The organism is Kosakonia sp. SOY2, assembly GCF_027109175.1.
Taxonomy (GTDB): domain Bacteria; phylum Pseudomonadota; class Gammaproteobacteria; order Enterobacterales; family Enterobacteriaceae; genus Kosakonia.
In genome coordinates this window covers 1,505,544-1,529,882 of the sequence record NZ_JAPVXH010000001.1, presented here as the reverse complement: position 1 = coordinate 1,529,882, position 24,339 = coordinate 1,505,544, and the positions used below count along the sequence as shown (strand labels likewise).

23 protein-coding genes are annotated in these 24,339 nt (G+C 55.6%); 8 read left to right on the top strand and 15 right to left on the bottom strand.

Annotated elements, in window-relative coordinates; all coding sequences use genetic code 11:
- Positions 1-5 precede the first annotated feature (5 nt).
- The gene (locus O3S68_RS07230; protein WP_170956311.1) at positions 6-284 is read left to right on the top strand and encodes a biofilm development regulator YmgB/AriR family protein; all 279 of its coding nucleotides are present in this window, start codon (positions 6-8) and stop codon (positions 282-284) included.
- A gap of 260 nt (positions 285-544) precedes the next feature.
- On the top strand, positions 545-2,068 hold the full coding sequence (locus O3S68_RS07225) for an alpha/beta hydrolase (protein WP_269231144.1): 1,524 nt from the start codon (positions 545-547) through the stop codon (positions 2,066-2,068).
- Here O3S68_RS07225 and O3S68_RS07220 read toward each other — a convergent pair.
- The 12 genes from O3S68_RS07220 to cfa form a co-directional block, all read right to left on the bottom strand.
- Positions 2,052-3,008, bottom strand: coding sequence for a quinone oxidoreductase family protein (locus O3S68_RS07220; RefSeq protein ID WP_269231143.1), 957 nt, complete (start codon positions 3,006-3,008; stop codon positions 2,052-2,054). The two genes, O3S68_RS07225 and O3S68_RS07220, sit on opposite strands and share 17 nt — an antisense overlap.
- A gap of 89 nt (positions 3,009-3,097) precedes the next feature.
- On the bottom strand, positions 3,098-4,411 hold the full coding sequence (locus O3S68_RS07215; RefSeq protein WP_269231142.1) for a cation:proton antiporter: 1,314 nt from the start codon (positions 4,409-4,411) through the stop codon (positions 3,098-3,100).
- Between the two features lie 149 nt (positions 4,412-4,560).
- Complete coding sequence (locus O3S68_RS07210; RefSeq protein WP_269231141.1) at positions 4,561-6,954, bottom strand: phosphoketolase family protein; 2,394 nt, start codon at positions 6,952-6,954, stop codon at positions 4,561-4,563.
- Between the two features lie 138 nt (positions 6,955-7,092).
- Positions 7,093-7,983, bottom strand: coding sequence for an oxidoreductase (locus tag O3S68_RS07205; protein WP_045509638.1), 891 nt, complete (start codon positions 7,981-7,983; stop codon positions 7,093-7,095).
- 20 nt (positions 7,984-8,003) lie between these two features.
- Positions 8,004-8,831 carry a DMT family transporter gene (locus tag O3S68_RS07200; protein ID WP_269231140.1) on the bottom strand — a complete coding sequence of 276 codons (828 nt, stop codon included), beginning with the start codon at positions 8,829-8,831 and terminating at the stop codon, positions 8,004-8,006.
- Positions 8,832-8,905: 74 nt separating this feature from the next.
- Positions 8,906-9,811, bottom strand: a complete 906-nt coding sequence (gene gcvA, locus O3S68_RS07195) for a transcriptional regulator GcvA (protein WP_045509633.1) — start codon at positions 9,809-9,811, stop codon at positions 8,906-8,908.
- Positions 9,812-9,903: 92 nt separating this feature from the next.
- Positions 9,904-10,692, bottom strand: a complete 789-nt coding sequence (locus O3S68_RS07190) for a phosphotransferase (protein ID WP_269231139.1) — start codon at positions 10,690-10,692, stop codon at positions 9,904-9,906.
- Between the two features lie 66 nt (positions 10,693-10,758).
- Positions 10,759-11,124, bottom strand: coding sequence for a helix-turn-helix transcriptional regulator (locus O3S68_RS07185; RefSeq protein WP_082071774.1), 366 nt, complete (start codon positions 11,122-11,124; stop codon positions 10,759-10,761).
- 127 nt (positions 11,125-11,251) lie between these two features.
- Entirely contained in the window at positions 11,252-11,947 is a 696-nt protein-coding gene (locus O3S68_RS07180; RefSeq protein WP_269231138.1) for a LutC/YkgG family protein, read from the bottom strand.
- Positions 11,947-13,380 (bottom strand): LutB/LldF family L-lactate oxidation iron-sulfur protein, encoded by a 1,434-nt coding sequence (locus O3S68_RS07175; RefSeq protein ID WP_269231137.1) that lies wholly within the window; start codon positions 13,378-13,380, stop codon positions 11,947-11,949. Before O3S68_RS07175 ends, O3S68_RS07180 begins: the two co-directional genes overlap by 1 nt.
- A gap of 9 nt (positions 13,381-13,389) precedes the next feature.
- A complete protein-coding gene (locus tag O3S68_RS07170) occupies positions 13,390-14,109 on the bottom strand; it encodes a (Fe-S)-binding protein (protein WP_045509622.1) in 720 nt (239 codons plus the stop codon).
- A 94-nt stretch (positions 14,110-14,203) separates the two neighbouring features.
- The gene (gene cfa / locus O3S68_RS07165) at positions 14,204-15,352 is read right to left on the bottom strand and encodes a cyclopropane fatty acyl phospholipid synthase (RefSeq protein ID WP_016495748.1); all 1,149 of its coding nucleotides are present in this window, start codon (positions 15,350-15,352) and stop codon (positions 14,204-14,206) included.
- A gap of 211 nt (positions 15,353-15,563) precedes the next feature.
- On the opposite strand from cfa, the gene O3S68_RS07160 reads away from it, so the two are divergent.
- Entirely contained in the window at positions 15,564-16,361 is a 798-nt protein-coding gene (locus O3S68_RS07160; RefSeq protein WP_016495749.1) for a helix-turn-helix domain-containing protein, read from the top strand.
- Between the two features lie 45 nt (positions 16,362-16,406).
- Here the strand turns inward: O3S68_RS07160 and O3S68_RS07155 are convergent, their stop codons facing one another.
- Positions 16,407-17,618, bottom strand: a complete 1,212-nt coding sequence (locus O3S68_RS07155; protein WP_269231671.1) for an MFS transporter — start codon at positions 17,616-17,618, stop codon at positions 16,407-16,409.
- A gap of 562 nt (positions 17,619-18,180) precedes the next feature.
- Between O3S68_RS07155 and yajD the strand changes: the two genes are divergently transcribed.
- A complete protein-coding gene (gene yajD / locus O3S68_RS07150; protein WP_013365700.1) occupies positions 18,181-18,528 on the top strand; it encodes an HNH nuclease YajD in 348 nt (115 codons plus the stop codon).
- Between the two features lie 136 nt (positions 18,529-18,664).
- Positions 18,665-19,696, top strand: a complete 1,032-nt coding sequence (locus O3S68_RS07145; RefSeq protein ID WP_269231136.1) for a S66 family peptidase — start codon at positions 18,665-18,667, stop codon at positions 19,694-19,696.
- 78 nt (positions 19,697-19,774) lie between these two features.
- On the opposite strand, the gene O3S68_RS07140 is transcribed toward O3S68_RS07145, so the two are convergent.
- Complete coding sequence (locus O3S68_RS07140; protein WP_269231135.1) at positions 19,775-21,688, bottom strand: methyl-accepting chemotaxis protein; 1,914 nt, start codon at positions 21,686-21,688, stop codon at positions 19,775-19,777.
- 636 nt (positions 21,689-22,324) lie between these two features.
- Positions 22,325-22,537: a transcription antiterminator/RNA stability regulator CspE gene (gene cspE / locus O3S68_RS07135; protein ID WP_016495754.1), complete on the bottom strand. Its 213-nt coding sequence runs from the start codon at positions 22,535-22,537 to the stop codon at positions 22,325-22,327.
- A 201-nt stretch (positions 22,538-22,738) separates the two neighbouring features.
- Between cspE and O3S68_RS07130 the strand changes: the two genes are divergently transcribed.
- The 3 genes from O3S68_RS07130 to O3S68_RS07120 all read left to right on the top strand — a co-directional run bounded on the left by O3S68_RS07130 (position 22,739) and on the right by O3S68_RS07120 (position 24,278).
- Positions 22,739-23,200, top strand: a complete 462-nt coding sequence (locus tag O3S68_RS07130) for a hypothetical protein (RefSeq protein ID WP_269231134.1) — start codon at positions 22,739-22,741, stop codon at positions 23,198-23,200.
- 62 nt (positions 23,201-23,262) lie between these two features.
- On the top strand, positions 23,263-23,745 hold the full coding sequence (locus O3S68_RS07125; RefSeq protein ID WP_269231133.1) for an RES family NAD+ phosphorylase: 483 nt from the start codon (positions 23,263-23,265) through the stop codon (positions 23,743-23,745).
- Between the two features lie 365 nt (positions 23,746-24,110).
- A complete protein-coding gene (locus O3S68_RS07120; protein ID WP_269231132.1) occupies positions 24,111-24,278 on the top strand; it encodes a hypothetical protein in 168 nt (55 codons plus the stop codon).
- The last annotated feature ends 61 nt before the right edge of the window (positions 24,279-24,339 follow it).

Here is a 24,339-nt window from a genome sequence, read left to right as displayed (position 1 = left end):
ATGAAATGAGCCAGGCTATGCTTGAAAGTTCTGATGGGTACGAAAATCTTACCGATCTTTCTCTCATGGAATATTTTCGCAGCGGTGGTGAAAAACTTGCAGAGGAATCCGCCATTCTTGGTGTCGCCATCAGACGCATAGTCGCAGCCGATGAACGTATAACCCATAAGGCGTTGATTCTTGAACTTATCCGGATGATCGAAAGCACGGATGATGTGGTACGAAGCGACATTATCCGCAATACGCTGGAAATTGTTGTACACCATACGACGGATGATATCTGACCTCAGGAACGAGGGATTATTGCCACCGTCCGCAAAAGCAGACGGTGGCAATAATCTGCCAATAGCGGTTTTTTGCCTTCCTTTATTGGCTTCTACTGGCTCCACTTGTTGAAAACACCATTTGCCAACACCTGCCACACCAGGGTTTTTTTACGCTTGCCTGCCGACATAGTGATTTGCCGCAATCTGAAAAGTGGCACTATTCTCTGTGCACTGTTTCGTAACGGCATCGCCGCGCCTGGTGGCGACAAAGGGCAATAATGTCAGGTTTTAAGCTCATCGCACTTGCCAGAAAGCTTGCCGTTGGGCTGCTTGTGCTCGGCATCGTTTTTTTTATTGGCCGCGTTTATCAGTCGGAAAAAGGCCCTTCGTTGCAGTCATGGCACCGCTGGTCTGCTGATGAAATGTCTGCCGAAGCCATCGACCACGCCCGTTTCGCCGACTATCTTGCGCACGAAGACACGCTTTTCCGCGACATGAAAACGCAGCTCACAGATGCGCTTAGCGACGATGAGAAAACACCGCTTAACCGGTTTTACGCGCAAAGCCGGGTTTACCCCGCCGGTTTTCAACCCAACTGGAACCGCTCTCAGGTATTGATGCCGCAAGGCACTATTCGCGGCGCGGCGGTGTTGCTGCACGGGCTGACGGATTCGCCCTACAGCATGCGTTACCTGGCGCAGGCCTGGCAGCAGCAGGGATTTGTGGTGGTGGTGCCGCGCATGCCGGGGCACGGCACAGCACCGGGCGCGCTGGCGAAAGTGGATCGCGACCAATGGCTGGCGACCACGCGACTGGCTGTGCGGGAAGCCACAAGGCTTGCGGGATCGTCCGTACCGCTGCATCTTGTCGGCTACTCGAACGGGGGCGCACTGGCCATGCAGTATGCGCTGGATAGCCTTGGCAACAGCGCGCTGCGCCGACCACAACAGATCATTCTGTTATCGCCGATGATCGGCGTCCCGTCCTATGCGCGTTTTGCCGGGCTCGCTGGCTGGCCCGCGGCGTTTCCGGCGTTTGCCAAAGCGGCGTGGCTGAATGTGGTGCCAGAATTCAACCCGTATAAATACAATTCGTTTCCGGTTAACGCCGCCCGACAATCATGGTTGCTAACGCAGGCGTTGCAGCAGCAGATCCAGCAGGCTGCGCGCAGCGGACAGATAAAAGGCTTACCGCCGGTGCTGACGTTCCAGTCGGTGATGGATTCCACGGTCAGTACCCGCGCGGTGGTCGACGCGCTGTACCGCTATGTGCCGCAAAACGGCAGCGAGTTAGTGCTGTTTGATATCAACCAGGCGGCCAATGCCGGTGCGCTGTTTCGCCCGTCAGCCTCGCTGGCGGTGAATACGCTGCTGCCTGCGCCGCCACGTCGCTACACCGCAACCGTCATTACCAATGCCGCCGCCGACAGCGTTGACACGGTTGCCCGCATGACGCCCGCGCAGGCGGTGCAGGAGACGCAGGAGGCGTTACACATTGCCTGGCCGCCGGGGATGTTTTCGCTGTCGCACATTGCGCTGCCGTTTCCACTGAATGACTCCCTGTACGGCCTCTATCCGGCGCAGAATAATCAATACGGCATAAGCCTCGGCGCCATTTCGCTACGCGGCGAAACCAATACGCTGGCGGTGAGTCTTGATACGCTGATGCGCACCAGTTCTAACCCTTTTTTCCCGTGGATGATGGCGCAAATAAACCAGCGCATTGCGTGCAGCGATAAGCGCGATATCCCGGCGTGCCTCAATGCTTCTCGCCAGTCGCCAGCCGTCAGGGACGCAGAATAATGCGCCCCAGCACGCGGTTTTCCTCTACGTAGCGGTGGGCTTGCACCACCTCTTGCAGGGAAAACTCTCTGTCGATGATCACGCTGAATTTGTTATCCCTGACATCCATCAGCAGCGTGTCGATTGAATCTCGTGCTTGCTGGTGGGCAAGTTCACGCCCCCAGAAAAGCCCGCTAATCGTTTGATTAGCTTGCTGTAATGCCGCCAGATCGGCGCGGGCATTTCCCCCGGCGTTACCGGCCAGTACCACGGTTCCCCATTCGCGCAGGCAGGCGATGGATTGTTCCAGCGTCGAGCCGACCAGATCGAGAACGCCGTCCACGCCGGCTGCGTTTGTCAGCCGTTTCACCTCGGCGACAATATCCTGCTGGCGGTAATCCAGTGCGACATCAAGTCCGAGCGTTGTCAGTTGGCTTACGCGGGCATCACCGGAAAGCGTGGCGAGCACACGCGCGCCCTGCGCCTTCGCAAGCTGAATGGCGGCAACCCCAACGCCACCCGCGCCGCCCTGGATAAGCACGCTATCGCCTGTTTTGATCTTTAAGCGTGAAGAGAGCGCCCAGGCAGCCGTGCCAAAACTCACCGGGATAACGGACGCGGAAACAACATCCAGCCCGTCGGGAATGACCCATGACCATTGCGCGGGTGCAACGCGGTACTGGGCATGAGAACCCGCGAGCGCGAGCGTCGCCACACGTTGTCCCGGGTGGCGATCTGTTACCTGCGCACCGACTTCAATAATCGTGCCCGCAGCGGAATAACCAGGAATACCACCTTGCTCGCCGGGGAAGGCCGTGGCGCGATTAATCACATCGCCGCCCTCAAGCGCGATGGCTTCTACGCGGATCAGCACATCGTTCGGACCACAAACAGGTTCAGGGACATCGGTATAACGTAAAACCTCCGGTTTTCCCGGCTGAAAATAGCGTGCGGCTTTCATCGTTGTCTCCTGTTTTTATCTGCGGGTGATCATGACAACGCCGCAAGCTCAGCGACGCTACGTCTGCGTATGATGGTTCGCGGCGACGTTCAGCGCTGTTCCTGTTTTCGCCGCAGGGTGAGTAATGGCGTGACTGAAATACCGTGCACCAGCACGCTTAGCGTCACGATGGTGATGGCGATATCGGTTATCGCTCCCGCGTTCTGAAGGCCATGCGTCCAGGCGTAGGCGATATAGTTAAGACTGCCGATCCCGCGAATGCCCAGCCAGCCAAGACTTAACCGATGCAGCACGGATTCACCCGAACGCCAGGTCAGCAACCAGACGGCGAGGGGGCGAATGATGATAAACACGGTGAAGGCCAGCAGCAGCGCGCTGGCATCCCAGTGGCGTGACAGTGTCACACCAAGCACGATCACCAGCCCGGCGGCCAGCAACCGCTCAACGGTATCGCCAAAGGAGAGCGCATCGCCCACCACCAGACCGACGGATTTGATCGGGTTATGCTCTTCAAGCCCGTGCCGGGTATGCGGATTCACCTGCATCTCGGCGGGCAGGTCGTGATCGTCCTCGCTGGTGTGGCGTTTTTGTACGCTCATCTCGGCGCTACGCAGGCCGATACCGGCAGCGAACGCCGCGAGAAAACCGGACGCGCTGAGCATCATCGCCAGCGAAAAACTCAGGCAAATCAGCGCTAACGCAATAAAATCGCTCGGTGCTACTTCCCCCTGCGCGTGGCGTGAGCGTGTGGCGACCAGGCCAATTAAGCGTCCGAGAACAAAACCGATACCCAGCCCGCCGATAAGCGCCCAGAGCAGATCGACGCTCAGCCAGTGAAACCATTCACCGGCGCTGATTGCGCCACCGGCTTTTTGCCAGACCAGCGCCAGCATCAAAAAGGGCAGCGCGGTGCCATCATTGAGACCCGCTTCACTGGAGAGCGCGATCCTGAGGCGGTCATCATCCTGTGCATCGTTGATAGCCACCAGGCTTGCCAGCACCGGATCGGTAGGGGCGAGAATGGCCGCCAGCGCCAGCGATAACGGCCATGAAAGATCGGCCATAAAATGGGCGGCGAGCATAATCCCGGCAATGGTCAGCAACATAGCGGGCAGCGCCAGCATGATGCCCATTCGCCAGTAAGGCGAGGTAAGCGGCAGGCGGATTTTTAGCCCGGTGATAAAAAGCGACGCTGCCATCGCCATTTCCGTTATCCGGCTGGTAAGCGGTGCGTGGCGAACAATATCAATGCCAATCAGCCCCAGCATCCACGGCCCGCAGGCGATGCCAACCAGCAGATAGAGGCCAAAAATGGGCACCGGGACACGGCTTATCCAGCCGTAAGAGAGAGACATAAACAACAACAAACAACCCGCCGCAGCGGTCCAGGCCAGATATTCCATACTACTCCCGAGCAAAATCATCTTCTTAACAGGTATAGCTGCTACCAAAAGATGTGCCAGCAGAGTGCTCCCTAATGCCAGCACGCCGCGCCTGGCGAACGGCGTGCTGGTAACACATGGGACATTACGCGTGCGGGTTGCACGCCCGTTTATTCCGGTACGTTGCCTTCCCCTTGCTGTGATGGCCATTTCCAGTTCTGCACTTCAGGCAAGTCTTCGCCATATTCGCGAACATACTGATGGTGCGCGGCAATTTTTTGCGCCAGATCCTCCAGGATGTCATCCGCTTTGCCCTGTAACGACGGCACGCGCAAAATCGCCTCCTGCGCCAGGTGAAAACGATCCAGTTCATTGAGCACGGTCATATCAAATGGCGTAGTGGTGGTGCCTTCTTCCATAAAGCCATGCACGTGAAAATGGCGGTGGTTGTTGCGCTGATAAGTGAGGCGGTGAATCAGACTCGGGTAGCCATGGAAGGCAAAAATCACCGGCTTATCGGCAGTAAACACCGCTTCGAAGGCCTCTTCGCTCAGGCCATGCGGATGCTGATCCTGGGTTTGCAGCGCCATGAGATCCACGACGTTCACCACCTGAACACGCAGCTCCGGCAGGTAATGACGCAGCAGGTCGACCGCAGCGAGGGTTTCCATGGTCGGCACGTCGCCCGCGCAGGCCATCACCACATCCGGAGTTTCGTTCTGCTGCACGTTTCCGGCCCACGGCCAGATCCCCATCCCTGCGGCGCAGTGTTTTGCCGCGTCGTCGAGGTTTAACCACTGAGGCGCAGGCTGTTTCCCGGCGACGATGACGTTAATGCGATCCCAGGTTTTCAGGCAGTGGTCGGCGACACACAGCAGGGTATTGGCATCCGGCGGCAGGTAGATGCGCACAATATCCGCTTTTTTATTGGCGACATGATCGATAAAACCGGGGTCCTGATGGCTGTAGCCATTGTGATCCTGGCGCCAGACATGCGAGGAGAGCAGGTAGTTGAGCGACGATATCGGCGCGCGCCAGGGCAGGTTGCGCGTCACTTTCAGCCACTTCGCATGCTGGTTAAACATCGAGTCGACAATATGAATAAACGCCTCATAACAGTTGAACAGCCCGTGACGCCCGGTCAGCAAATAGCCCTCAAGCCAGCCCTGGCATTGATGTTCGCTCAGGATCTCCATCACCCGACCATCGCGCGCCAGTTGCTCATCATAGGGTTTAAGCGGCTCCTGCCAGGTGCGATTCGTTACGTCGAACACTTTACTCAACCGGTTGGAGGCCGTTTCGTCGGGGCCAAACAGCCGGAAATTATCGCGGTTGTGTTCGAAAATACCGGCCAGATAGGCGCCCAGCGCGGCGGTGGATTCGGCCTGCGTTTCGCCCGGGGAGGTCACTTCGACGGCGTAGTGATGCAGGTCCGGCGTCACCAGCTCCCGGCGTAAACGACCACCGTTGGCCCACGGCGACGCGCCCATGCGTTTGTCGCCGACCGGAGCCAGTACCTGTAGTTCTGTTTTGAGTTGTCCCGATGCATCGAAAAGATCGTCTGGCTGATAGCTGCGCATCCACTGTTCCAGCAGTTGCCGGTGCTCATCGTTTTCACGGCATGATGAAACCGGAACCTGATGCGCGCGCCAGAAGTCCTCCACTTTTTTGCAATCGACGGTTTGCGGGCCTGTCCAGCCTTTGGGACTGCGCAGAATGATCAGTGGCCAGCGCGGCACGGTGGTCTGCGCCTCGCCACTGCGCGCCTGCTGCTGATAGTCACGGATGCTGTTCAGCGCCTGTTCCAGTGTTTGTGCCATCAGGCGGTGCATCCTGGCGGGTTCATGGCCACTGACAAACAGCGGTTCGTAGCCGTAGCCGCGAAAGAGCTGTTGTAAATCATCATCGCTGGTGCGCCCGAGAAGCGTAGGGTTGGCAATTTTGTACCCGTTCAGGTGCAGGATCGGTAGTACCGCGCCGTCGCGGGCGGCGTTGAGAAATTTTATGCCGTGCCAGCTTGAGGCCAGGGGACCGGTTTCCGCTTCGCCATCGCCAATCACGCAGGCGGCAATCAGGGACGGGTTATCGAACACCGCGCCAAACGCATGAGCAAGTGAGTAACCCAGCTCGCCGCCTTCATTAATCGAACCGGGCGTTTCGGGCGCGGCGTGGCTGGGGATGCCGCCGGGGAAAGAAAACTGGCGGAACAGCTTCTTCATGCCGTCGGCGTTCTGGCTTATCTGCGGGTAGATTTCGCTGTAGCTCCCCTCAAGCCAGGTGTTGGCCACCATGCCTGGCCCGCCATGGCCGGGGCCGCAGATATAAATCATATCGAGATCGCGCTGGCGTATGGCGCGGTTGAGATGAACATAGATAAAATTCAGCCCCGGCGTGGTACCCCAGTGGCCCAGCAGGCGCGGTTTGATATGTTCCGGCCTGAGCGGCTCGCGCAGTAGCGGGTTATCCATCAGGTAGATTTGCCCGACAGAGAGATAATTGGCCGCGCGCCAGTAGCGATCAAGCAGCTGAATTTCGTGGTCAGAGAGAGACGATATCTGTGTCATGCTTTCCTCGCGTCGTCAGAAGGTAAACCAGGCGTTGCCCTTGCAGGCGAACAAATTTCCCTTTAAGCCTGGCACACCGTGTTTTCTGATGACGAAATGAACAGCATCACGCTCCCTTTTTCGTGCAAAACCGGACGATCAACCGGGGCCTTCACTGCCTGCGGCCAGCAGTGGAACCACCACATCGCTGATGGGCGTGGCGATGCCATGCGTGCGGCCATAGCGCTGCACCACGCCGTTACGGATATCCCACTCCAGCGGGCGATTCGCCTGGCGGTCGGCGAGAATTGACGTCCCCAAATCCGCCGGCGCACGGTGAAAACCGTCCACAATCTCCCGGGCAACGTTATCGCTGAGCACCGCGCCTTCCGCCCGCGCAACCGTCAGGCATTCACGCAGGTACGCCAGTGCCAGCGCGGTGATATCCTCGCGTGTAAACATGCCGGCGCGGCGATTGGCGAGCACCATCAGGCCAGCGACCGCATTCTGCAACAGCTTGCGCCAGGCGATCGATGTAAAATCCGCCGACAATTCAACCGCGCAGCGTGTGTCGCTGAGCGCTTTCACCACCCGTTCTGCCTGCGGCACGTCCGGCAGCGTCAGGCGCGGTCTGGCGCGCAGCCAGACAGAGGCATCCGGCTCACGCTGCGCCGGGAACCAGACGACGGACGGCAGCACGCTTGCGCCGTTGACCAGTGGAGCGAGCTGGTTTTTTTGCTCGACGCCATTTTGCAGCGCGCACACAACGGTGTTTTCATCGCATAACGTCGCCAGCCAGGCGGCGCTCTGCGCAACCTGCGTGGTTTTCACCGCCACAAACACCAGATCGAACGGCTTATGCAGCGCTGCCGGATCGCTCAATACCGGGCCGGGCACCACAATTTCCCCCTCATCGTGGCGCAGAATCAACTGCGGGTGCGCGGTACGTCCGCATAAAACGGGCGCGTGGCCCACTTCGTGCAGCGCCGCCGCGATAGTCGTGCCGATAGCCCCCGGGCCAAGCAGCGCAATTGTCGGAAAATCAGACATGGTGAGTTCTCCTGATGTGGTTAACCAATTATTACCGTGCCGGTCGCGATCACCGTACACGCCAGCACTTTTCTTAGCGTTAACGTCTCGCCGAGAAACAGATAACCCAGTAGCGCCGCAAACAGAACGCTGGTTTCACGCAGCGCTGAAACTGCCCCCATTGGCGCGGTCGCCATCGCATAAATAATGATGCCGTAAGCCAACAGCGAAACCAGCCCGCCGGCGGCAGCAGGCAATACATCGGGACGCCAGCGCAGTAAACTTTTTGCACCGCGAAGCCCGATATAGAGCGCGGGCATCAGCGCGCCCCATAACGCACTCATCCACACGGTATAGGCGATGGCATTACCCGCGATGCGCACGCCAATGCCATCCACCACGCTATAAGCGGCGATAAACGCGCCAGTGACCAGCGAATATTTCAGACCCGGTAGCGCCAGGCGACGGCGTTGCAGGGCAAGCAGCAGAATACCGCCGGAAATCAACCCAATGCCAGCCAGCGCGTTCACGGCCATTTTTTCCCCGGCAAACAGAGCCGCCGTCAGGGTCACCATCAGCGGTGAAGCACCGCGCGCAATCGGGTAGGTTTGCCCGAGATCGCCGCTCTGATAACTGCGTACCAGAGACAGGTTATAACCGACATGCAGCACCGCTGACAGCAGCGCATATTTCCAGCTGGCATAAGCCGGCAAGGGTAAAAACGGCGCCACGACAATGCAGGTGAGGGCTATCGTCGCGCACATGATGGTCATTGACCATAAGCGATCCGTGCCGCCGCGTAACAGCGTATTCCAGCTGGCATGCAGCAGGGCGGCGAATAACGTCAGTAAAACAAGGTAAGTGGGCATGTATCGATGCTAATCAGCACATGCCCGGATGAAAAGTGAAGTGTCATCACACCAGCATGAACAAATACTCATGCTTAGCGATAGTTAAGCTGTGCCTGTTGTGACTCTGCTAACAGCCAGCTGCGGAATGTCACAATGTGCGGCTGTGTTTCGATCCCCTGCGGGCAGACAAAATAATAGGCGGCCGGCGACGGGAAAGGCACGTCAAAAAGCCGCACCAGCGAGCCATCGGCGATCTCCTTTTCAACGTGCCCACTGCGCGCCAGCGCAATTCCCTGGCCCAGTAGCGCCGCTTCGATGGTCATATTGGTATCGGCGAAACGCACGTTCTCATGCAGCACATCGGTATTAACGCCGACCTGCTTAAACCAGGCGTCCCATTTGGGAACCAGATCGGCGCCATCGCGCGTCAGCAGCGGGTAGCGCAGCAGTTCGGCAGGTTCATCCGGCGTGCCAAAACGCTGCAAAAGTGCCGGGCTGGCAACCGGGAAAAGCTGCTCGCGGAACATAAATTCTGTATGCAGCGCCGGATAATTCCCGTGACCAAAGCGGATCGCCACATCGGCATCGGTGCTGGCGAAGTTAATGGCCTGATCGGTGCTTTCCAGCGTCACCAGAATTTCCGGGTGTAAGCGCGCCAGATCCGGCAAGCGTGGGAGCAACCATTTCAGCGCAAAAGAGTAAGTGGTGTTGACGCGCAGTCGCACCCGGCCTTTTTGCTCGCGCAAATCCGCCAGCGTGGTTTCCAGTTTGCTGAAAAATTCGCGTACCAGCGGGGCGAGCGCGGCACCGGCTGGCGTCAGGCTGAGGGTTTTGCCGCGCTGAAACAGCGGTAATCCCCAGATGTCCTCGAGATTTTTTAGCTGATGGCTGACGGCACTTTGCGTTATACACAGCTCTGCCGCCGCCGCGGTAAAGGTGGTGTGGCGGGTTGCCACTTCAAAGGCGCGCAGTGTCGCAGTGGGGGGAAGATCACGCATCTTACGGTTCCTGTTAATGAGCTAATGCTCATAACACCCTATGCCGAAATCGTGGGGAAAGCTACGCGAACAGAACAGTAAGCTGCCGCCATTCAGAGCAGGGTAACGGTGCTGTCTAACCAGTCCGGAAGATGTTGCCGGTACCAGGCGAGATAGCGCTGAAGATCGGTTTTCTGCCGCTCAGCAAGCAGCGTGACCACTTCGGTGACAATCCACGCTTTGGCGAGGGCAATCTCCCGGCCGAGTTCGCGCGGTGTTGCATGATCCGCAATACGACAATAGCGCCCGGCAAGCGCCTGAAAAGCGTGTGTGGTGCCCATCCCTTTTATCAGCGGCGCGAGGTCAATCGCCGGGCTTCCCGTGGAAAATCGTTCCCAGTCGAAGAGCACCAGCTCGCCGTTATCCCGTCGTCCCCAGTTACCCGCATTGCTGTCGCCGGAAATTAACCCCGGATGGCGAAAGAGCACCTCGCTGGATTGCTGAAAACGGCGCAGTTGTTGCGAAGCCGGTTCCGGCAACGCCAGCAGCGCCAGCGATTTTTCCAGCGCGGAAACTGACCAGCTGTGCGGGTGATAGCGCCATGACGCCTCTGGCGCAACGCGATGCAAGCGAGCCAGCATCGCTAACACCTCATCACCTGCCACGGCATCCTGCGAAACCGGGTGAGGAATATACTCAAGCCTTACTAACTGTCGCGCCGGATCGGCGAATAACAGCCCTGGCGAGGCAATCTTTGCCGCGTTGAGCCGGTGCGCCGCATGTTGATAAAAAGCATATTCAACCTCACTGACGGGATATTTCTCAATGACGCGCTGGCCATGCTCATCAACAAAAAGCGCCACGTTTGCAGCCCCCATTTTTGATAAATCCTGAGCTGTCATCCCTTATTCCTTGCGCGCTGGTCGAGCGTTTCAGTGTAGCCTGGAGGGTGGCGACGCGAGGGCGGTTTATTCCTGCGTCGACTGCTCCTGCGCAAGCAGGCGATATTGTCTTGGCGTTAACTGATACTGTTCGCGAAACGCGCGGCAGAATGTCGATTGCTGTTGGTAACCCAGGTGCAGCGCAATATCCGTAATAGAGCGATGCGTTTCGCTCAGCAACGCTTTCGCAATCACCATGCGCCGGTAGCGGATATACACGCCAGGCGACATGCCGGCGATTTGTTTAAAACCGCGCTGGAAATGCCAGGCGGAGTAACCGGATTTTTTCGCTAACACGCCAAGCGGTAAGGGCTCGGCAATATTGCGCTCTATCCACTGGAGAATATCCTGGATGGTTAAGCTCATCAGATATAACGAGGACTTTTTTCTCATTTCAATACCCGCTGTGAATGCGCGGCGCTTGGGGAAGTTATCTCTGTTTCCTCCCCGAACGCAAAAGCGTCACGCGTCATTCTGTTTACGGGCAGATGACCTGTTTCCGCCCGTCAGATTATCCGCATCAGCAATCTTCAATAATTAAGTAGACGGCATTAAGCGGCCCGTGGACGCCGACGACTTTAATCAGCTCAATATCGGCCGTCGAACTTGGTCCGGCGATAAGATTGATACACGAGGGAAGCGTTTCGCCTTCCTGCACCCGCTGGCGCAAAACGTGCGCCAGTTGTGTGACGCCATACAGCAATCTGCTCTTATAGATAACGAACAGGGTGGTGGTGGGCAGCAGGCTGATAGCGCGCCCCTGTGACGGGGAGGAAAAGAGCACCACACCGCCGGTTTCGCACAGACCATATTCGGCGTAGACCACGCCAATGCTGGCTTGTGCGGCGCGACGCAGATTCTCTTCTCCGCCCGATGACGCCCAGCAATTTGCTGGAAACCTGTTCTGCAAATGCGCGGTGATCCCGACGTTTGCCAGCCGGGCGTCGCCGCTAATCAGCAGCGGACCGCCGCCGTACTGGTTACAGATCCGTTCGGCAAGCTGGGGAACTTGCGCCAGCGGAGCCACTTCGCAGTGGGCCTGCATAACCGTGGTCGCATATTCGATAAAACTGTCGCAGGGGTGCTGCTGGATCTGTCCGGCGTAGCGGCTTGTCAGCGGAGCGTGTCCGGCAAACTCCAGCGGCGGCGGTATCTGACGCGGTTCGCGACCGAGTCGACCAGCAATTTTTTGCATAAACGCATCGCGGTTTTCCATCAGGCTTGCTCCCCGTTTTTATGCTGTTTTTGGTGTTTTTTAAACCAACTGCGGAAACTCTCGCCATCGGCAGCGGGCAGATCGCGGGCCTCCGTCCACTTGCCGATGGCTGAGATCGTAAAGGGCATCTTGCCGTTGCGGATCATCAGTTGGGCGGCGCGTGCCCCAGCGACCATGCCTACTTTCCACAGCCGGGGGTGACGGTTGGCGTAATTGAACAGATGAACGGTGTGTCTTTCCATGGCGGGCGTTCTTCCGCTTTCCGCCAGCGTGCGGCGGTGTTCAAGGATCAGTGACGACAGCGGAATGCGCACCGGGCAGACATCATCGCAGGCGGTACATAACGAGCAGGCGTAGGGCAGGTTTTTGAAATCATCATAACCGCCGAGCAACGGCGTAAGCACCGCGCCAACCGGGCCGGGATAGATCGAGCCGTAACCGTGTCCGCCGATATGACGGTAGGCCGGGCAGGTATTCATGCAGGCACCGCAGCGGATGCAGCGCAGGATGTCCTGGAAAGGCGAGCCCAGCACCTGCGAGCGACCATTGTCGACAATGACCAGATGGAACGACTCCGGTCCGTCGCTCTCCATGCTGCCTTTCGCGCCGGTAAGCCAGGTGTTATATCCCGTAAGACGGGCGCCAACCGCGCTGCGCGACAGCATGGTGAGGATGACGTCCAGCTCAGCGAATGTCGGCACCACGCGCTCCATGCCCATCACGGCGATATGCGTTTTTGGCACGGTGGTACAAAGCCGGGCATTGCCTTCATTGCTCACCAGGCTGAGCGTGCCGGTTTCCGCGACTGCAAAGTTGCAGCCAGTAATGCCGATGTCGGCGCTGAGGAAATCCTCGCGGATCTTCTGGCGAATAAAACGCGTCATGGCTTCCGGCGTTTCGGGGCCGTTATAACCCAGCTTTTCGCGCAACACGTGCTGAATTTGATGGCGATCCCGATGAATGGCCGGGACAACCACGTGTGAGGGGGCATCTTTGGCGAGTTGCAGAATATACTCGCCCAGATCCGTTTCCACGACCTCAATGCCAGCCGCTTCAAGCGCGGCGTTCATGCCGATCTCTTCGGTGACCATCGACTTCGATTTAACGATTTTGCGCGCCTGTTTTTCCCCGGCAACCTGCAAAATATAGCGGGTGGCATCTTCATGCGTATCGGCGAAAAAGACGTGACCGCCGTTAGCGCGGATCTTTTCGCTTAACTGGTAAAGATAGGCATCGAGATTGTCGAGAACATGGGCACGAATTTCAGCGGCGCGCGAGCGCCAGTCGGGCCAGTTTTCCAGTTCATCGACCATTTTCTGCCGGTTGATACCGATCCGATCCTGCGCGTTCGCCACGGCGTGGCGCATTACCGGATCGTCAATTTGCTGCTGTACCCGGTCATAAAAAGGAACATTGCTGGTTTTTAGCGACATAGTGTTTCCTTAGCGGCTCATCAGCACATCAGCGATATGCAGCACACGCACGTTCTGGCCTTCACGCTGTAAACGCCCGCCGATATTCAGCAGGCAACTGGCATCCGCGCCGATCAGGTAATCCGGCCTGGCTTGCATGATATGCGCGACCTTTTCTTTCACCATCTCGCCGGAAATTTCGGCCATTTTGACCGAAAAGGTGCCGCCAAATCCGCAGCAGGTTTCCTGGGCGCCAAACGGCACAATTTCCAGATCGCGCACCTCGCGCAGCAGTATTAGCGGTTCATCACGTACCCCGAGCTTACGAAACAGGCTGCATGAGGGGTGATAGACCGCCCGTCCTGGCAGGCGCGCGCCGACGTCGGTTACGCCAAGCTGGTTAACGATAAAGGAGGTCAGATCAACCATGCGGCTGGCAACCTTCGCGGCGCGCATCGCCCACTCAGGTTCATCGACCAGCCAGTCCCCATAGTGGCGGATCGCGTTCATGCAGGAACCGGCAGGCGAGATAATCGGGTAGTCGTTGATTTCCAGCGCCGCAATTTGCGCTTTCATACCCGGCAAGGCGTCACGAATGTAGCCGCTATTAATTGCCGGTTGACCGCAGCAGCCCTGTTTTTCAGGAAACTGCACACGGCAGCCTAACTGTTCGAGTAGCAGGACACTGTTTCGCGCCATGCGCGATTTAAGTGCGTCCCCAATGCAGGTAACAAAAAAATTTACGTTCATATTATTTAGCTTCCAGCGAAGATAACGGCATAACGTTATTTTTCATTTCAGGCAGGCGGCGAGGGCGTTTGCGCTTACCTGTTTTCTCGTCTCTTTAGCGCGCCACGCGCAGCCCGCCGGTGACGCCGCGGCTTAATACGATTTGCCAGAGCTGGATATTTCTGGCGCGAAATGCGCCCGCGCAGGCGGTGAGGTAATAATTAAACATGCGATGAAATTGCGTGGAGTAATTGCCTGCTATTTGCGGCCAGGCCTGATTAAAACGGCGATGCCAGGCCATTAATGTTTTGTCGTAATCGGCACCGAAATTATGCACATCTTCGATAACAAAATAGGGCTCGCTGGCTTCGGTAATCTGTTTTAAGGAGGGCAGGCAGCCATTCGGGAAAATGTATTTATTGATCCAGGGATCGACATTATGCAGGGTTTTATTCGACCCGATGGAGTGCAGTAAAAACAGACCATCTGGCTTCAGGCAGCGATCGACGGCGTTAAAGTAGGTCGCATAGTTTTTCGGGCCGACATGTTCGAACATGCCGACGGAGACGATGCGGTCATAGCGTTTATCCAGATCGCGGTAATCCTGCAACAGGATGCGAATATCCAGCCCCTCGCTGTGGCTTTCGGCGTAGGCTTTTTGCTCTGCCGAAATGGTGATGCCTTCAACGCTGACACCATAATGGCGCGCCGCGTATTGCGCTAAACCGCCCCAGCCGCAGCCAATATCCAGCAGCGTCATGCCCGGTTTAAGCTGCAGTTTTTCACAGATCAGCGCGAGCTTATCCTCCTGCGCCGCGCAGAGTTCATCGGCGTTTTTCCAGTAACCGCAGGAGTACTGCATATGGGGATCGAGCATGCGGCTAAACAGATCGTTACCCAGATCGTAATGCACTTCGCCCACTTGCCAGGCGCGGCGACGGGACTGAGGGTTGATGATGCGCGCCGCGGCAATGCGCATCAGGTCGGCCAAACGCGCCGGGCGCTGCTCATCAAGTCTGGCGCGCAATAGCTTGTCAAAAAACGCATCGAGCTGTTTGCAATCCCACCAGCCCTCCATATAACTTTCACCGAGCCCGAGTGAACCCTGCTGCAACACGCGCCTGAAAAAACGCGTGTCATGCACGCGGATATCCCAGGGTTCGGGACCATTAATCATGATGCCTGCCTGGGACAGCAGTTCCTGGACAATCCGCAGCCAGTGGCCGGGTTTACTGATCACATCGACGGTACATTCGTTAGCCATCATCTTTCCTTCAACGTAGCGTGCGCTCAGCCGGTAATTCCCCCGTTATTCACTGCCCGTCAGTGCGAAAAAGGCTTATCGCTCAGGCAGCTGGCTGGTAAATTGTTCACAACGGGTGAAATATATTTATGACCCGTTCATTATTCAGGAAACCCGTTTTGCCTGCGCTGTGCTATCAAGACAAACTTCATCGAATAGAGGTCAGGTTGTTATGTGCTCAAAGCTTGTGTTGCCGCCTCGTCAGCCCATTAGCGGCCAGCCCGCGCCGGTGCTGATGACCTTGCCTCGCCCGGTGTACTTTCGCAGTTACCCTTTACGCGGCGATACGGGCGTGGACATGCATGAGCATCCGTTCGCGGAATTTCTCTATGCGCGCGAGGGAAGTATGCGGGTGGAAATTGAAGGGAAGACGCTGGTGGTGCCCGTGCTTTACGGTGTCTGGATCCCGGCGCGCGTGCCGCACCGTCTTCTTGCCGGCAGCGACGTATTGCTGGAAAGCCTGTATGTCGAGGCCGATTTTGCCACCATCCCCTTTAGCGGCAGTAAGGTGGTGGTGGTGAGTGATTTTGTGCGTGAGTATATTCACTACGCCACGCAAAACGTGCCGGAAAAGTATGACGACGCAGGCGATGACGCGCAGTTAGTGCAGGTGCTGATTTCGCTGCTCAGACGTTTACCCGATGCCGGGTTATCGGTCTCCTGGCCGGTATCGCCGTTGCTGACGAGAGTTTGCAGCCAGATCCAGAAAACCCCCGGCGACGCGCACAGTATTGAACAGTGGGCCTCCTGTAGCGGTATGTCGGTGCGCACGTTCTCGCGCCGTTTCAAAAAGGAGACCGGCGTGGCGTTCAGCGAATGGAAAAAACGGGTGCGTTTGCTGGAATCCGTGGTGATGCTAAAAAACAAACGCAGCGTGACGCAGGTAGCGCTGGAGCTTGGCTATTCAAGCCCGGCCTCGTTTACCTTTGCGTTTCGCGCCATGTTCGGCGTGCCGCCAACGCGCTATTAAACAGAGACTACCCGCCGCGCTTTTTCAGCCGCGCCGGGGCGCGCGTCATTCATACTGCCGCTCTTTACTAACTCCTGAAAAAAGCCGGCGTAGCCACCAGATAACCAGCGCCAGCAGGGCGATTGCCCCCAGCACGGCAAACGCCACGCTGTAGGAGTATTTCGCCGCAATTGTTCCTGCCATCGCCGGGCTGAATGCGGCTCCGGCACCCTGCAACAGCATGATAAAGCTCTGCCCGGCGTTGGTGTGCCCGCTGCCTTCCAGCAATTTAACGATATAACCGGGTACCGCCACGCCCAGCAGCCCTGCGGCCACGCCATCCAGTATCTGAACCGGGATCATAAAAAGCGGTCCTGCCGAGACGCAGGCAAGTGCCGCGCGCAGCGGCAGAACCAGCAACGCTGCGGTAATCAGCAGCGGGTAACCATATTTTCCCGCCCTGGCGGCGGCAAATAAGGCGACGGGGATCATCACCAGTTGCGAAATAATGACGGTCGCCGCCGCATATACACCGGCGCTCATTTCCCCGCCGGGCGCGGAGGCCACCCGCATGCTGAGCATCGGCAGCAGCGCCGCGTTAGCCAGGTGAAACAGCATCAGCGTCACGCCAGTCGCAATAAGGGCCGGGTGGGTGATAATCGCACTGAGGCGGGGGACGGCCGCCGGATCTTCGCCGTGACTGAGCCCCCGTGCGGCGCGGTTATCAATGTCGTTATTGCGAACAGCAAATACCGCGAACGTTGCGCATATCGCCATGCCGGTCATCAGAATAAAAACGGCATCGGTACCGAAATACCACACCAGAATGCCCGCCAGGATCGCGGCACTCATATTTCCGCCGTGGTTAAACGCCTCGTTCCTGCCCATCTGCTGGTTAAAGCCAGACGGGCCGGTTAAGCCAAGCGTAATACCCATTAATAGCGGCGCAATAAACGCGGCGGATATGCCGGTGACAAGTTGTGAAAAACCAACGACAAAAAGTGTCGGATACGCCCAGAGTAACAGCGTGGCGGCGGTGATCAGCAAGCAGCAGGTAACGAGAATGCCGCGCTTATGCCGGGTGGCGTCAGCGACCAGCCCGGAAGGCATGGTCGCCACCAGACCCGCCAGACCGCCGGCTGTCATCATCCAGCCAATGTTGTCGGCTTGCCAGTGATGCTCAGTGAGAAAGATCCCCAAAAAGGGGCCAAGGCCATCCCTGACATCCGCCATGAAAAAATTCACTAAACAGAGTGCCTGTAGCGAGCGTAACGGCATAGAACCCCTTTTTATGTGCATGCGCTGCGTTCCTGAAGTCCCGGTTTTCCGCATCCTGAAAGCGGGTTGTTATCCGCTTCCGGCGGCTGGCAGACAAAACAGATGCCGTATCGAACACCTGTGAGAAGGGATAATAATCGGCTTTCACGTCAATCGTGTGATACATAAATGTAACATTCTGTCGTGCTGGCGAAGGGGCGCAGGAAAGGCGGTCGACTGCAAACGTGTGGTGAGTCTGCATCTTCAAGGCGGCTGACGATGCCGACGGTGTTTGACGGCTATGCCAGCAAAATCACACCCCCGGACAACAGCGACCATCAGCCGCGCCGTGCTTTGGGCGGCACTGCCGATATCTTTGGCGTTTTTAGCTAGCGGGTGGCGTGCCGGTCAAATGTGATCAACCACCGCTTCGATGGCGGAGTAGAGCCGCTCCACTAACAGGCTAATAAAGCAAACGGCCCGCAGCGGTGTGTTGCCAGCCATTCACCGCTGCGGGTTACGCCAGCGCGTCGCTTTTGGGATATAGTAGAAAACTATCTTTTTATAACAGGTGGCACTGGCAATGGCTTTGATCCCAAAAAACTACGCGCGGCTGGAAAGCGGTTATCGTGAGAAAGCACTTAAAATCTATCCGTGGGTGTGTGGACGCTGTTCACGCGAGTTTGTCTATTCAAATCTGCGCGAATTAACGGTTCACCATATCGATCACGACCATACCAATAACCCGGAAGATGGCAGCAACTGGGAGCTGTTGTGTCTGTTTTGCCATGACCACGAACACTCGAAATATACGGAAGCCGATCAGTACGGCACTACCGTAGTGGCAGGGGAAGACGCGCAGAAAGATGTCGGGGCCGCAACGTATAACCCCTTTGCCGATTTAAAATCGATGCTGAATAAGAAAAAATAGCGCCAGCACTCTTCGCTCCTGCCCGCAAAAATCAGTGCCGGGCAGGTTGGCAACAAGCCGTCAGTCGTGGCGTTAAGTAAGCGTGCTAAACAGGTTTTGCACGCAAGCTGGCAGGTAAGTACAGGCAAGGATCCCAATGATTAACTTCAGCAAGCCTCTTCTGGCGCCGCCTCTTCAGGTCGGTGACACCATTGGTTTTTTCTCTTCATCAGCGCCGGTAACTACCACGGCACCCAATCGGTTTAGCCGTGGGAAACGCTTCCTGGAGGAGAAAGGGTTTCGTCTTAAAGCCGGTCGTCTGACCGGCAAGTCTGATTTCTATCGCTCCGGCACGATTGCGGAGCGAGCGCAGGAGTTCAACGAACTTATTCGCGATCCGCACATTCGCTGTGTGATGTCGACAATAGGTGGAAATAATAGTAACGCCTTGCTGCCTTTTATTGATTATGACGCCCTGAAAGCAGACCCAAAAATAATCATTGGTTATTCAGATACCACTGCGTTACTGGCGGGAATTTATGCGCGAACGGGATTAGTTACCTTTTATGGCCCGGCATTGGTTGCTTCATTTGGTGAATTTCCGCCGCTGGTGGATGCCACTTATCACGCGTTTATTGAAATACTTTGCGGACAGAATAACGGTCACTACGACTATGTTTTACCGGAAAAATGGACGGATGAACGGCTTAACTGGGATGATGCCGAGCCGGTACGGGCTAAAACACTGTATGCGAATAATTGCCGGTTTATCGGGCAGGGGGTACACACAGGGCGCGTTATTGGCGGTAACCTGAATACGTTATCGGGTATCTGGGGGAGTGAATGGATGCCTGAAATACGATCCGGTGACATTCTGTTCATTGAAGATAGCTTAAAAGATATTGCCACCGTTGAACGTTCATTCGTGATGCTGAAACTCAATGGCGTATTTAAAAAAGCGCGGGCGATCCTTCTTGGTAAACATGAATTATTCGATAACGCCGGAAGCGGCCGGACGCCTTTCGATGTATTACGCGAAGTTTTAGGTGACGAAAACGTTCCGATCGTGGATGGTTTTGATTGCTGCCACACGCATCCGATGCTGACTTTACCCCTTGGTTCAACGCTTACCCTTGATTTTGACAATCAGAACGTATCCATCGTCGAACCCTGGCTGTCAGACAGGTAATAAGCCGCCACCGTTTATCATTTGGCCGCGAACAGTGCCCTCCTCATCAGGAGGGCACTTACTGGCAAGTCATAACCGTCAGAACGATTCCCAGTCAGCACTATGACCTGTCGACGTTGCGGGCTTCAGATCAACCTTGCGGTGAGGCGCCGCTACGCTTTTTTTCGGCTTAACGGTATCGGAACGCAGTTTGAACACCGAAACCAGTTGTGCAAGTTGCTCAGCCTGTTGTTCCAGTGATGATGATGCCGCAGACGACTCCTGAACCAGCGCGGCATTCTGCTGTGTCGTTGAATCCAGCTCGGTGACCGCCTTACCAATCTGATCGATACCTCTGCTCTGTTCTTCCGACGCACTGGAGATTTCGTTCATGATGCCACTCACATTGGTGACAGAAGAGACAATCTGCTCCATCGTCGTCCCGGCTTTATTGGCCATTTCTGAACCGGTGACCACACGTTGGACGGACTCTTTAATCAGGCTTTCGATCTCTTTGGCGGCCTGAGCGCTGCGCGATGCAAGGCTTCTTACTTCTCCCGCCACCACGGCAAAACCGCGCCCCTGTTCACCTGCGCGCGCCGCCTCAACGGCTGCGTTTAGCGCAAGGATATTGGTCTGGAAAGAGATGCCATTGATGACGCTGATGATATCGGTGATCTTGTTTGAGCTTTCGGTGATCGTCTCCATCGTGCTGACGACATCCCAGACAATTTTCCCACCGGAACGTGCATGTTCCGCCGCCAGCACCGCGAGCTGACTGGCTTCGCGCGCATTGTCGGCATTACGCTTAACCGTTGAGGTCAACTCCTCCATGCTGGCCGCCGTTTCAACCACGGCGGCAGACTGCTGTTCTGTGCGGGAGGCCAGATCCGTATTGCCTGCTGAAATGTCCGAAGAGGCATTGGCAACATGAACCACCGACTCTTTTATCTGGGTGATCATTTCGCGAAGCTTGTCGTTCATCACGCCCATGGCCAGCGTCAGGCGACCCAGTTCATCTTTTGACTGAGGTTCAATGGTTGCGGTCAGGTCACCTTCGGCAATACGTTCTGCCAGCGTCAGATTGTGTTTTATCTGCCGCGTCATCTGGCGCGTAAGCAGCCAGGCGACCAGTAACCCCGTCAGTACGGCGCAAAGGGCAACCACGCCCATGATGATCATCACCCGCTGAATGATATCGATATTTTTCTGCGTCTGGCCTGTAACCAAATTCGAGGTAACGGTATTGATTTTTTCTGCCACGGTGGTCAATTCCGTCGCCGCCTTCTGCGACTCTTTTAATGCAGCCGCATATGCTGTGACGTGCCCCTGCAGGCCGCTGAGAAACGCCTGCGCCATCTCTTTGTCTTCAGCGCTAAACGCCGCATTTTCAGCGTTAAGCATTTTTGTTGCTTCATCGTACTGACGGGCAAAAATGTCCATTCCTTGCTTACCCGCCGATGACTGGATCTCATACGCCGTCGTCCAGATATTGTTGAGGCGGTTCAGCAACGCTATCTCGTTTTTGGTGGTGGTTTCCTGCTGCTCAAGGCGGGTAGTGAATTGATTGAGCAGGGTTTTCATATCAGCTGATGTCAGATTCTGTGACTGCCCGACGGTCACTTTTTCCAGCTTAACAAACGTGTCCCGGTGAGTGGCGTAATCCGGGATAGTGCTGCGCAGTTCATCAAACAACACGCGGGCGTCATCGTCCCAGGTGTAGTCCAGACCAGTAACTGCTTTCTGGTCCATTTTTTCAATGGCGACTTTGTTCGCCTCAAGGGATTTTTCATCGTGGTTTAATTGATACGTCAAACGGTTACGCCGCGCGGTATTTAGCTCCGTACTGATTTCATTGATTAACTTTCCTTTCAGGGCGTGGTCGCGGATATTGCTGGATTGCTGAATGCTGATAAGTGAAGACAGAACAATGATAATTATCAAAACCGCAAATCCGCCAAACAGCTTGGCAGCGACAGGCAGGTTTTTTATTGACGGTAACAGCTTTGGCATAGAGGTATCCTCAATAATAATTCTTAATATTTAAAAGACGGTTTCATTTTCACTTCTTATCAGATTGCAGGTGTCTTCACTTCTTAAGAGGACGCTGGAGACAGGACTTATCAAAATACTTATCGACAATTGCCGCACATTTTTTAATGAAAAAAAGAAAAAAATTGCAGGCGAAAAATATATTTTAAGTAAATGAAGCACATTGCATTATAGATAGCGAAAAAAGCCGTGTGCTTTTATTCGATCAGCGTTGTAATCATGAGTCAGCAAAGTTTTTTATTGGCAGAGATAAAACTAAGAGGGAATATATTATATGTGCCGTCATTCATACTGACGGGCTTGCGAAATTACCGATTAGCCTGGTTTTAATTAGTGCTCTATGTTCTTTGGGGATAGCGGCGAATTAAATGTGGGCGGGCTCTCAATATTTATTCATCTGACAGGATATTTCTTAATGTCGCTTTTCTGGTTGTGCCAAACAGCGCTACGCCTGTCTGGCGCCAACACTCTCCGTTTTGCCGAAATGCGGGCAATAAAAAACCCGCACCAGGCGGGTTTTTTATTCTCAGTCGCGCTTAACTGCTCAGGCTGTTTGCCTTCATCGCTGTGGTAAGCACCGCTGATAAAGGGCAGGACTTACAGCGCGGTAACGTTACCAGCTGCAGGGCCTTTCGCGCCGCTTTCGATGGTGAAGGAGACTTTCTGACCTTCATCCAGGGTTTTGTAGCTGTCGCTCTGGATTGCAGAGAAGTGAACAAACACATCTTTGCTGCCGTCGTCCGGAGTGATAAAGCCAAAACCTTTATCAGAGTTGAACCATTTTACTAAACCAGTCATTTTATTAGACATTGATATTTCCTTAATTGATGAGCCACGAAGCGCGGCGATAATGGCCTGTGATTATAGAGTGACTTATTTGGCACTTAGGAGGAGGCTCACGAAGAAGGGTATCTTTGGATAACTCTTGAACTGAGGACTGCTTTACTAAAACTGCTTTCATAAGGTCTGTATTCCAAACCGATGGCGCTATTAAGACATAGCGAGTTCGATTTGGCAACGTTTATGTTTTTTTATTTTAACCACTTACACGCCCGGATGGCTGCATGGCTGTCTGTTTTGCCTGGCTTTAAGTCCTTTCTTAAGCCTGTTATTTCGCAGAGTTTTTGCAAGGTTGCGTTGCCAATTCGCTTAGGGGGTAAAACAAAAAGGCCACCGCAAGGTGGCCCCGGTCATCATTTTCTCGATTTACCTGCGTCCGAGCGTTTCCCACGAACCCTTCCGTTATTGTTGCGATCGCGAGGTTGTGTGCCACCACCAGGTTTAGGTACGACGACGTCTGGATTAAGTGGTCTTCTGTCAGCCATGTTTTCGTCCCCAAAGAATGGCAAAAGTGCCATCGACGGTGATACGCCGCGCTTGTTGACCTTGCAACGCGGATCGGACTACATATTGAGCAGCATCAAATTTATCCTCGTATCAGCACAGGCAGCAGGACGGAAATCAGGCCATTAAACGAAGCAGAATCGACGCGGCTGCCATGGCAGACTTTTTCTCAGAACACAATGAGGAGATTTATGGATCTGACAACGCATTTTACAGCGGTTGACGGGGTCTTTTATCGCGCAGTTGATCCGGCCTACCGGCACTTTGCATTAGCCGGCTCCAGAGCGCCAGGGCGCTATTCTGACAGCCATCAACCAACGCTGTACCTGAGTTCATCGCCGGCTGGTGTAGAAGCAGCCATGCAATCCCACCGCAGCAACCGAAGCGCCAGCCTGGAAATAGTCAAAGTCAGGGTTATGGCAAAGAACATTTTTGATCTCCGGAGTGCAGATGCCGTGCTGGCTGCGGGCATTAATCTTCAGGATGCGATTGCGCCATGGCAGGAAATGGTGAAAGAGGGCGGCGTTCCCGGCTCGTGGGGTGTGCGTAATCGGCTGGAATCACTCGGCTTTAATGGTTTAATTGACCCTTCGCGTAAAGCGCCCGGGCTCTGGCATCTGGTGCTTTTTGCCTGGAATAACAACAGCCAATGTCAGGTCAATATTATTGAATAGTACGAAGCTGACATAACGCACCGGATAGACACCACTACGGTCTGGCTACGATGCTGAGTACCGTGCTGGAAGCCAAAAGCGTACATGGCGGGCGAAAGAAATGTCTGCCGCGACGCCGTTTCTGGCCATGACGTCACGATGTTGTCCGGCAATTTTCCTCTCTTGCGAAACGCGTTCACATTCCCTTCTTGTTGGCGGGCTATTTTCCCTCGGGTGATGTTTTTTTAACCACAAACGCGGAGAACAGCATGAGAGGATTAACGAAGACACGCCTGGCCACTGCCGTTATGGTGTGCACTTTTTCTGTTTTTGCTGCCCCGGAGGGCGATATAAAACCGCCGCCGCTACAAAGGGATAGCCCGCCCGTGCCGGGATCCCTCGTGTATGGTGTCGTCCAGCAAACCACCACCCCGGTCGATACGTTGAACAATGTGGTTAAAAATCTGCCGGCGCTGGAAAACGGCAAGCGTTATGAAGTCCGGCTGGAAGTGAGGGAACTGGCACTGGCGCCACCCGTTCCCCCCGCACCCTAGTTAACCACGGTTCAGCCCCTTTCCGGGGCTTTAAACAAACACGTACCGGCTTGGGTCGGCC

Excerpts from the sequence above, each read along its gene's own strand:
- O3S68_RS07125 (WP_269231133.1), top strand. The coding sequence starts at position 23,263 with ATGGATCTGACAACGCATTTTACAGCGGTTGACGGGGTCTTTTATCGC.
- cfa (WP_016495748.1), bottom strand. The coding sequence starts at position 15,352 with ATGGCTAACGAATGTACCGTCGATGTGATCAGTAAACCCGGCCACTGG.
- O3S68_RS07230 (WP_170956311.1), top strand. The coding sequence starts at position 6 with ATGAGCCAGGCTATGCTTGAAAGTTCTGATGGGTACGAAAATCTTACC.
- yajD (WP_013365700.1), top strand. The coding sequence starts at position 18,181 with ATGGCTTTGATCCCAAAAAACTACGCGCGGCTGGAAAGCGGTTATCGT.
- O3S68_RS07170 (WP_045509622.1), bottom strand. The coding sequence starts at position 14,109 with ATGAACGTAAATTTTTTTGTTACCTGCATTGGGGACGCACTTAAATCG.
- O3S68_RS07225 (WP_269231144.1), top strand. The coding sequence starts at position 545 with ATGTCAGGTTTTAAGCTCATCGCACTTGCCAGAAAGCTTGCCGTTGGG.
- O3S68_RS07215 (WP_269231142.1), bottom strand. The coding sequence starts at position 4,411 with ATGGAATATCTGGCCTGGACCGCTGCGGCGGGTTGTTTGTTGTTGTTT.
- O3S68_RS07205 (WP_045509638.1), bottom strand. The coding sequence starts at position 7,983 with ATGTCTGATTTTCCGACAATTGCGCTGCTTGGCCCGGGGGCTATCGGC.
- O3S68_RS07210 (WP_269231141.1), bottom strand. The coding sequence starts at position 6,954 with ATGACACAGATATCGTCTCTCTCTGACCACGAAATTCAGCTGCTTGAT.
- O3S68_RS07220 (WP_269231143.1), bottom strand. The coding sequence starts at position 3,008 with ATGAAAGCCGCACGCTATTTTCAGCCGGGAAAACCGGAGGTTTTACGT.
- O3S68_RS07180 (WP_269231138.1), bottom strand. The coding sequence starts at position 11,947 with ATGGAAAACCGCGATGCGTTTATGCAAAAAATTGCTGGTCGACTCGGT.
- O3S68_RS07160 (WP_016495749.1), top strand. The coding sequence starts at position 15,564 with ATGTGCTCAAAGCTTGTGTTGCCGCCTCGTCAGCCCATTAGCGGCCAG.
- O3S68_RS07145 (WP_269231136.1), top strand. The coding sequence starts at position 18,665 with ATGATTAACTTCAGCAAGCCTCTTCTGGCGCCGCCTCTTCAGGTCGGT.
- O3S68_RS07200 (WP_269231140.1), bottom strand. The coding sequence starts at position 8,831 with ATGCCCACTTACCTTGTTTTACTGACGTTATTCGCCGCCCTGCTGCAT.
- cspE (WP_016495754.1), bottom strand. The coding sequence starts at position 22,537 with ATGTCTAATAAAATGACTGGTTTAGTAAAATGGTTCAACTCTGATAAA.
- O3S68_RS07185 (WP_082071774.1), bottom strand. The coding sequence starts at position 11,124 with ATGAGAAAAAAGTCCTCGTTATATCTGATGAGCTTAACCATCCAGGAT.
- O3S68_RS07175 (WP_269231137.1), bottom strand. The coding sequence starts at position 13,380 with ATGTCGCTAAAAACCAGCAATGTTCCTTTTTATGACCGGGTACAGCAG.
- O3S68_RS07155 (WP_269231671.1), bottom strand. The coding sequence starts at position 17,618 with ATGCCGTTACGCTCGCTACAGGCACTCTGTTTAGTGAATTTTTTCATG.
- gcvA (WP_045509633.1), bottom strand. The coding sequence starts at position 9,811 with ATGCGTGATCTTCCCCCCACTGCGACACTGCGCGCCTTTGAAGTGGCA.
- O3S68_RS07140 (WP_269231135.1), bottom strand. The coding sequence starts at position 21,688 with ATGCCAAAGCTGTTACCGTCAATAAAAAACCTGCCTGTCGCTGCCAAG.
- O3S68_RS07190 (WP_269231139.1), bottom strand. The coding sequence starts at position 10,692 with ATGACAGCTCAGGATTTATCAAAAATGGGGGCTGCAAACGTGGCGCTT.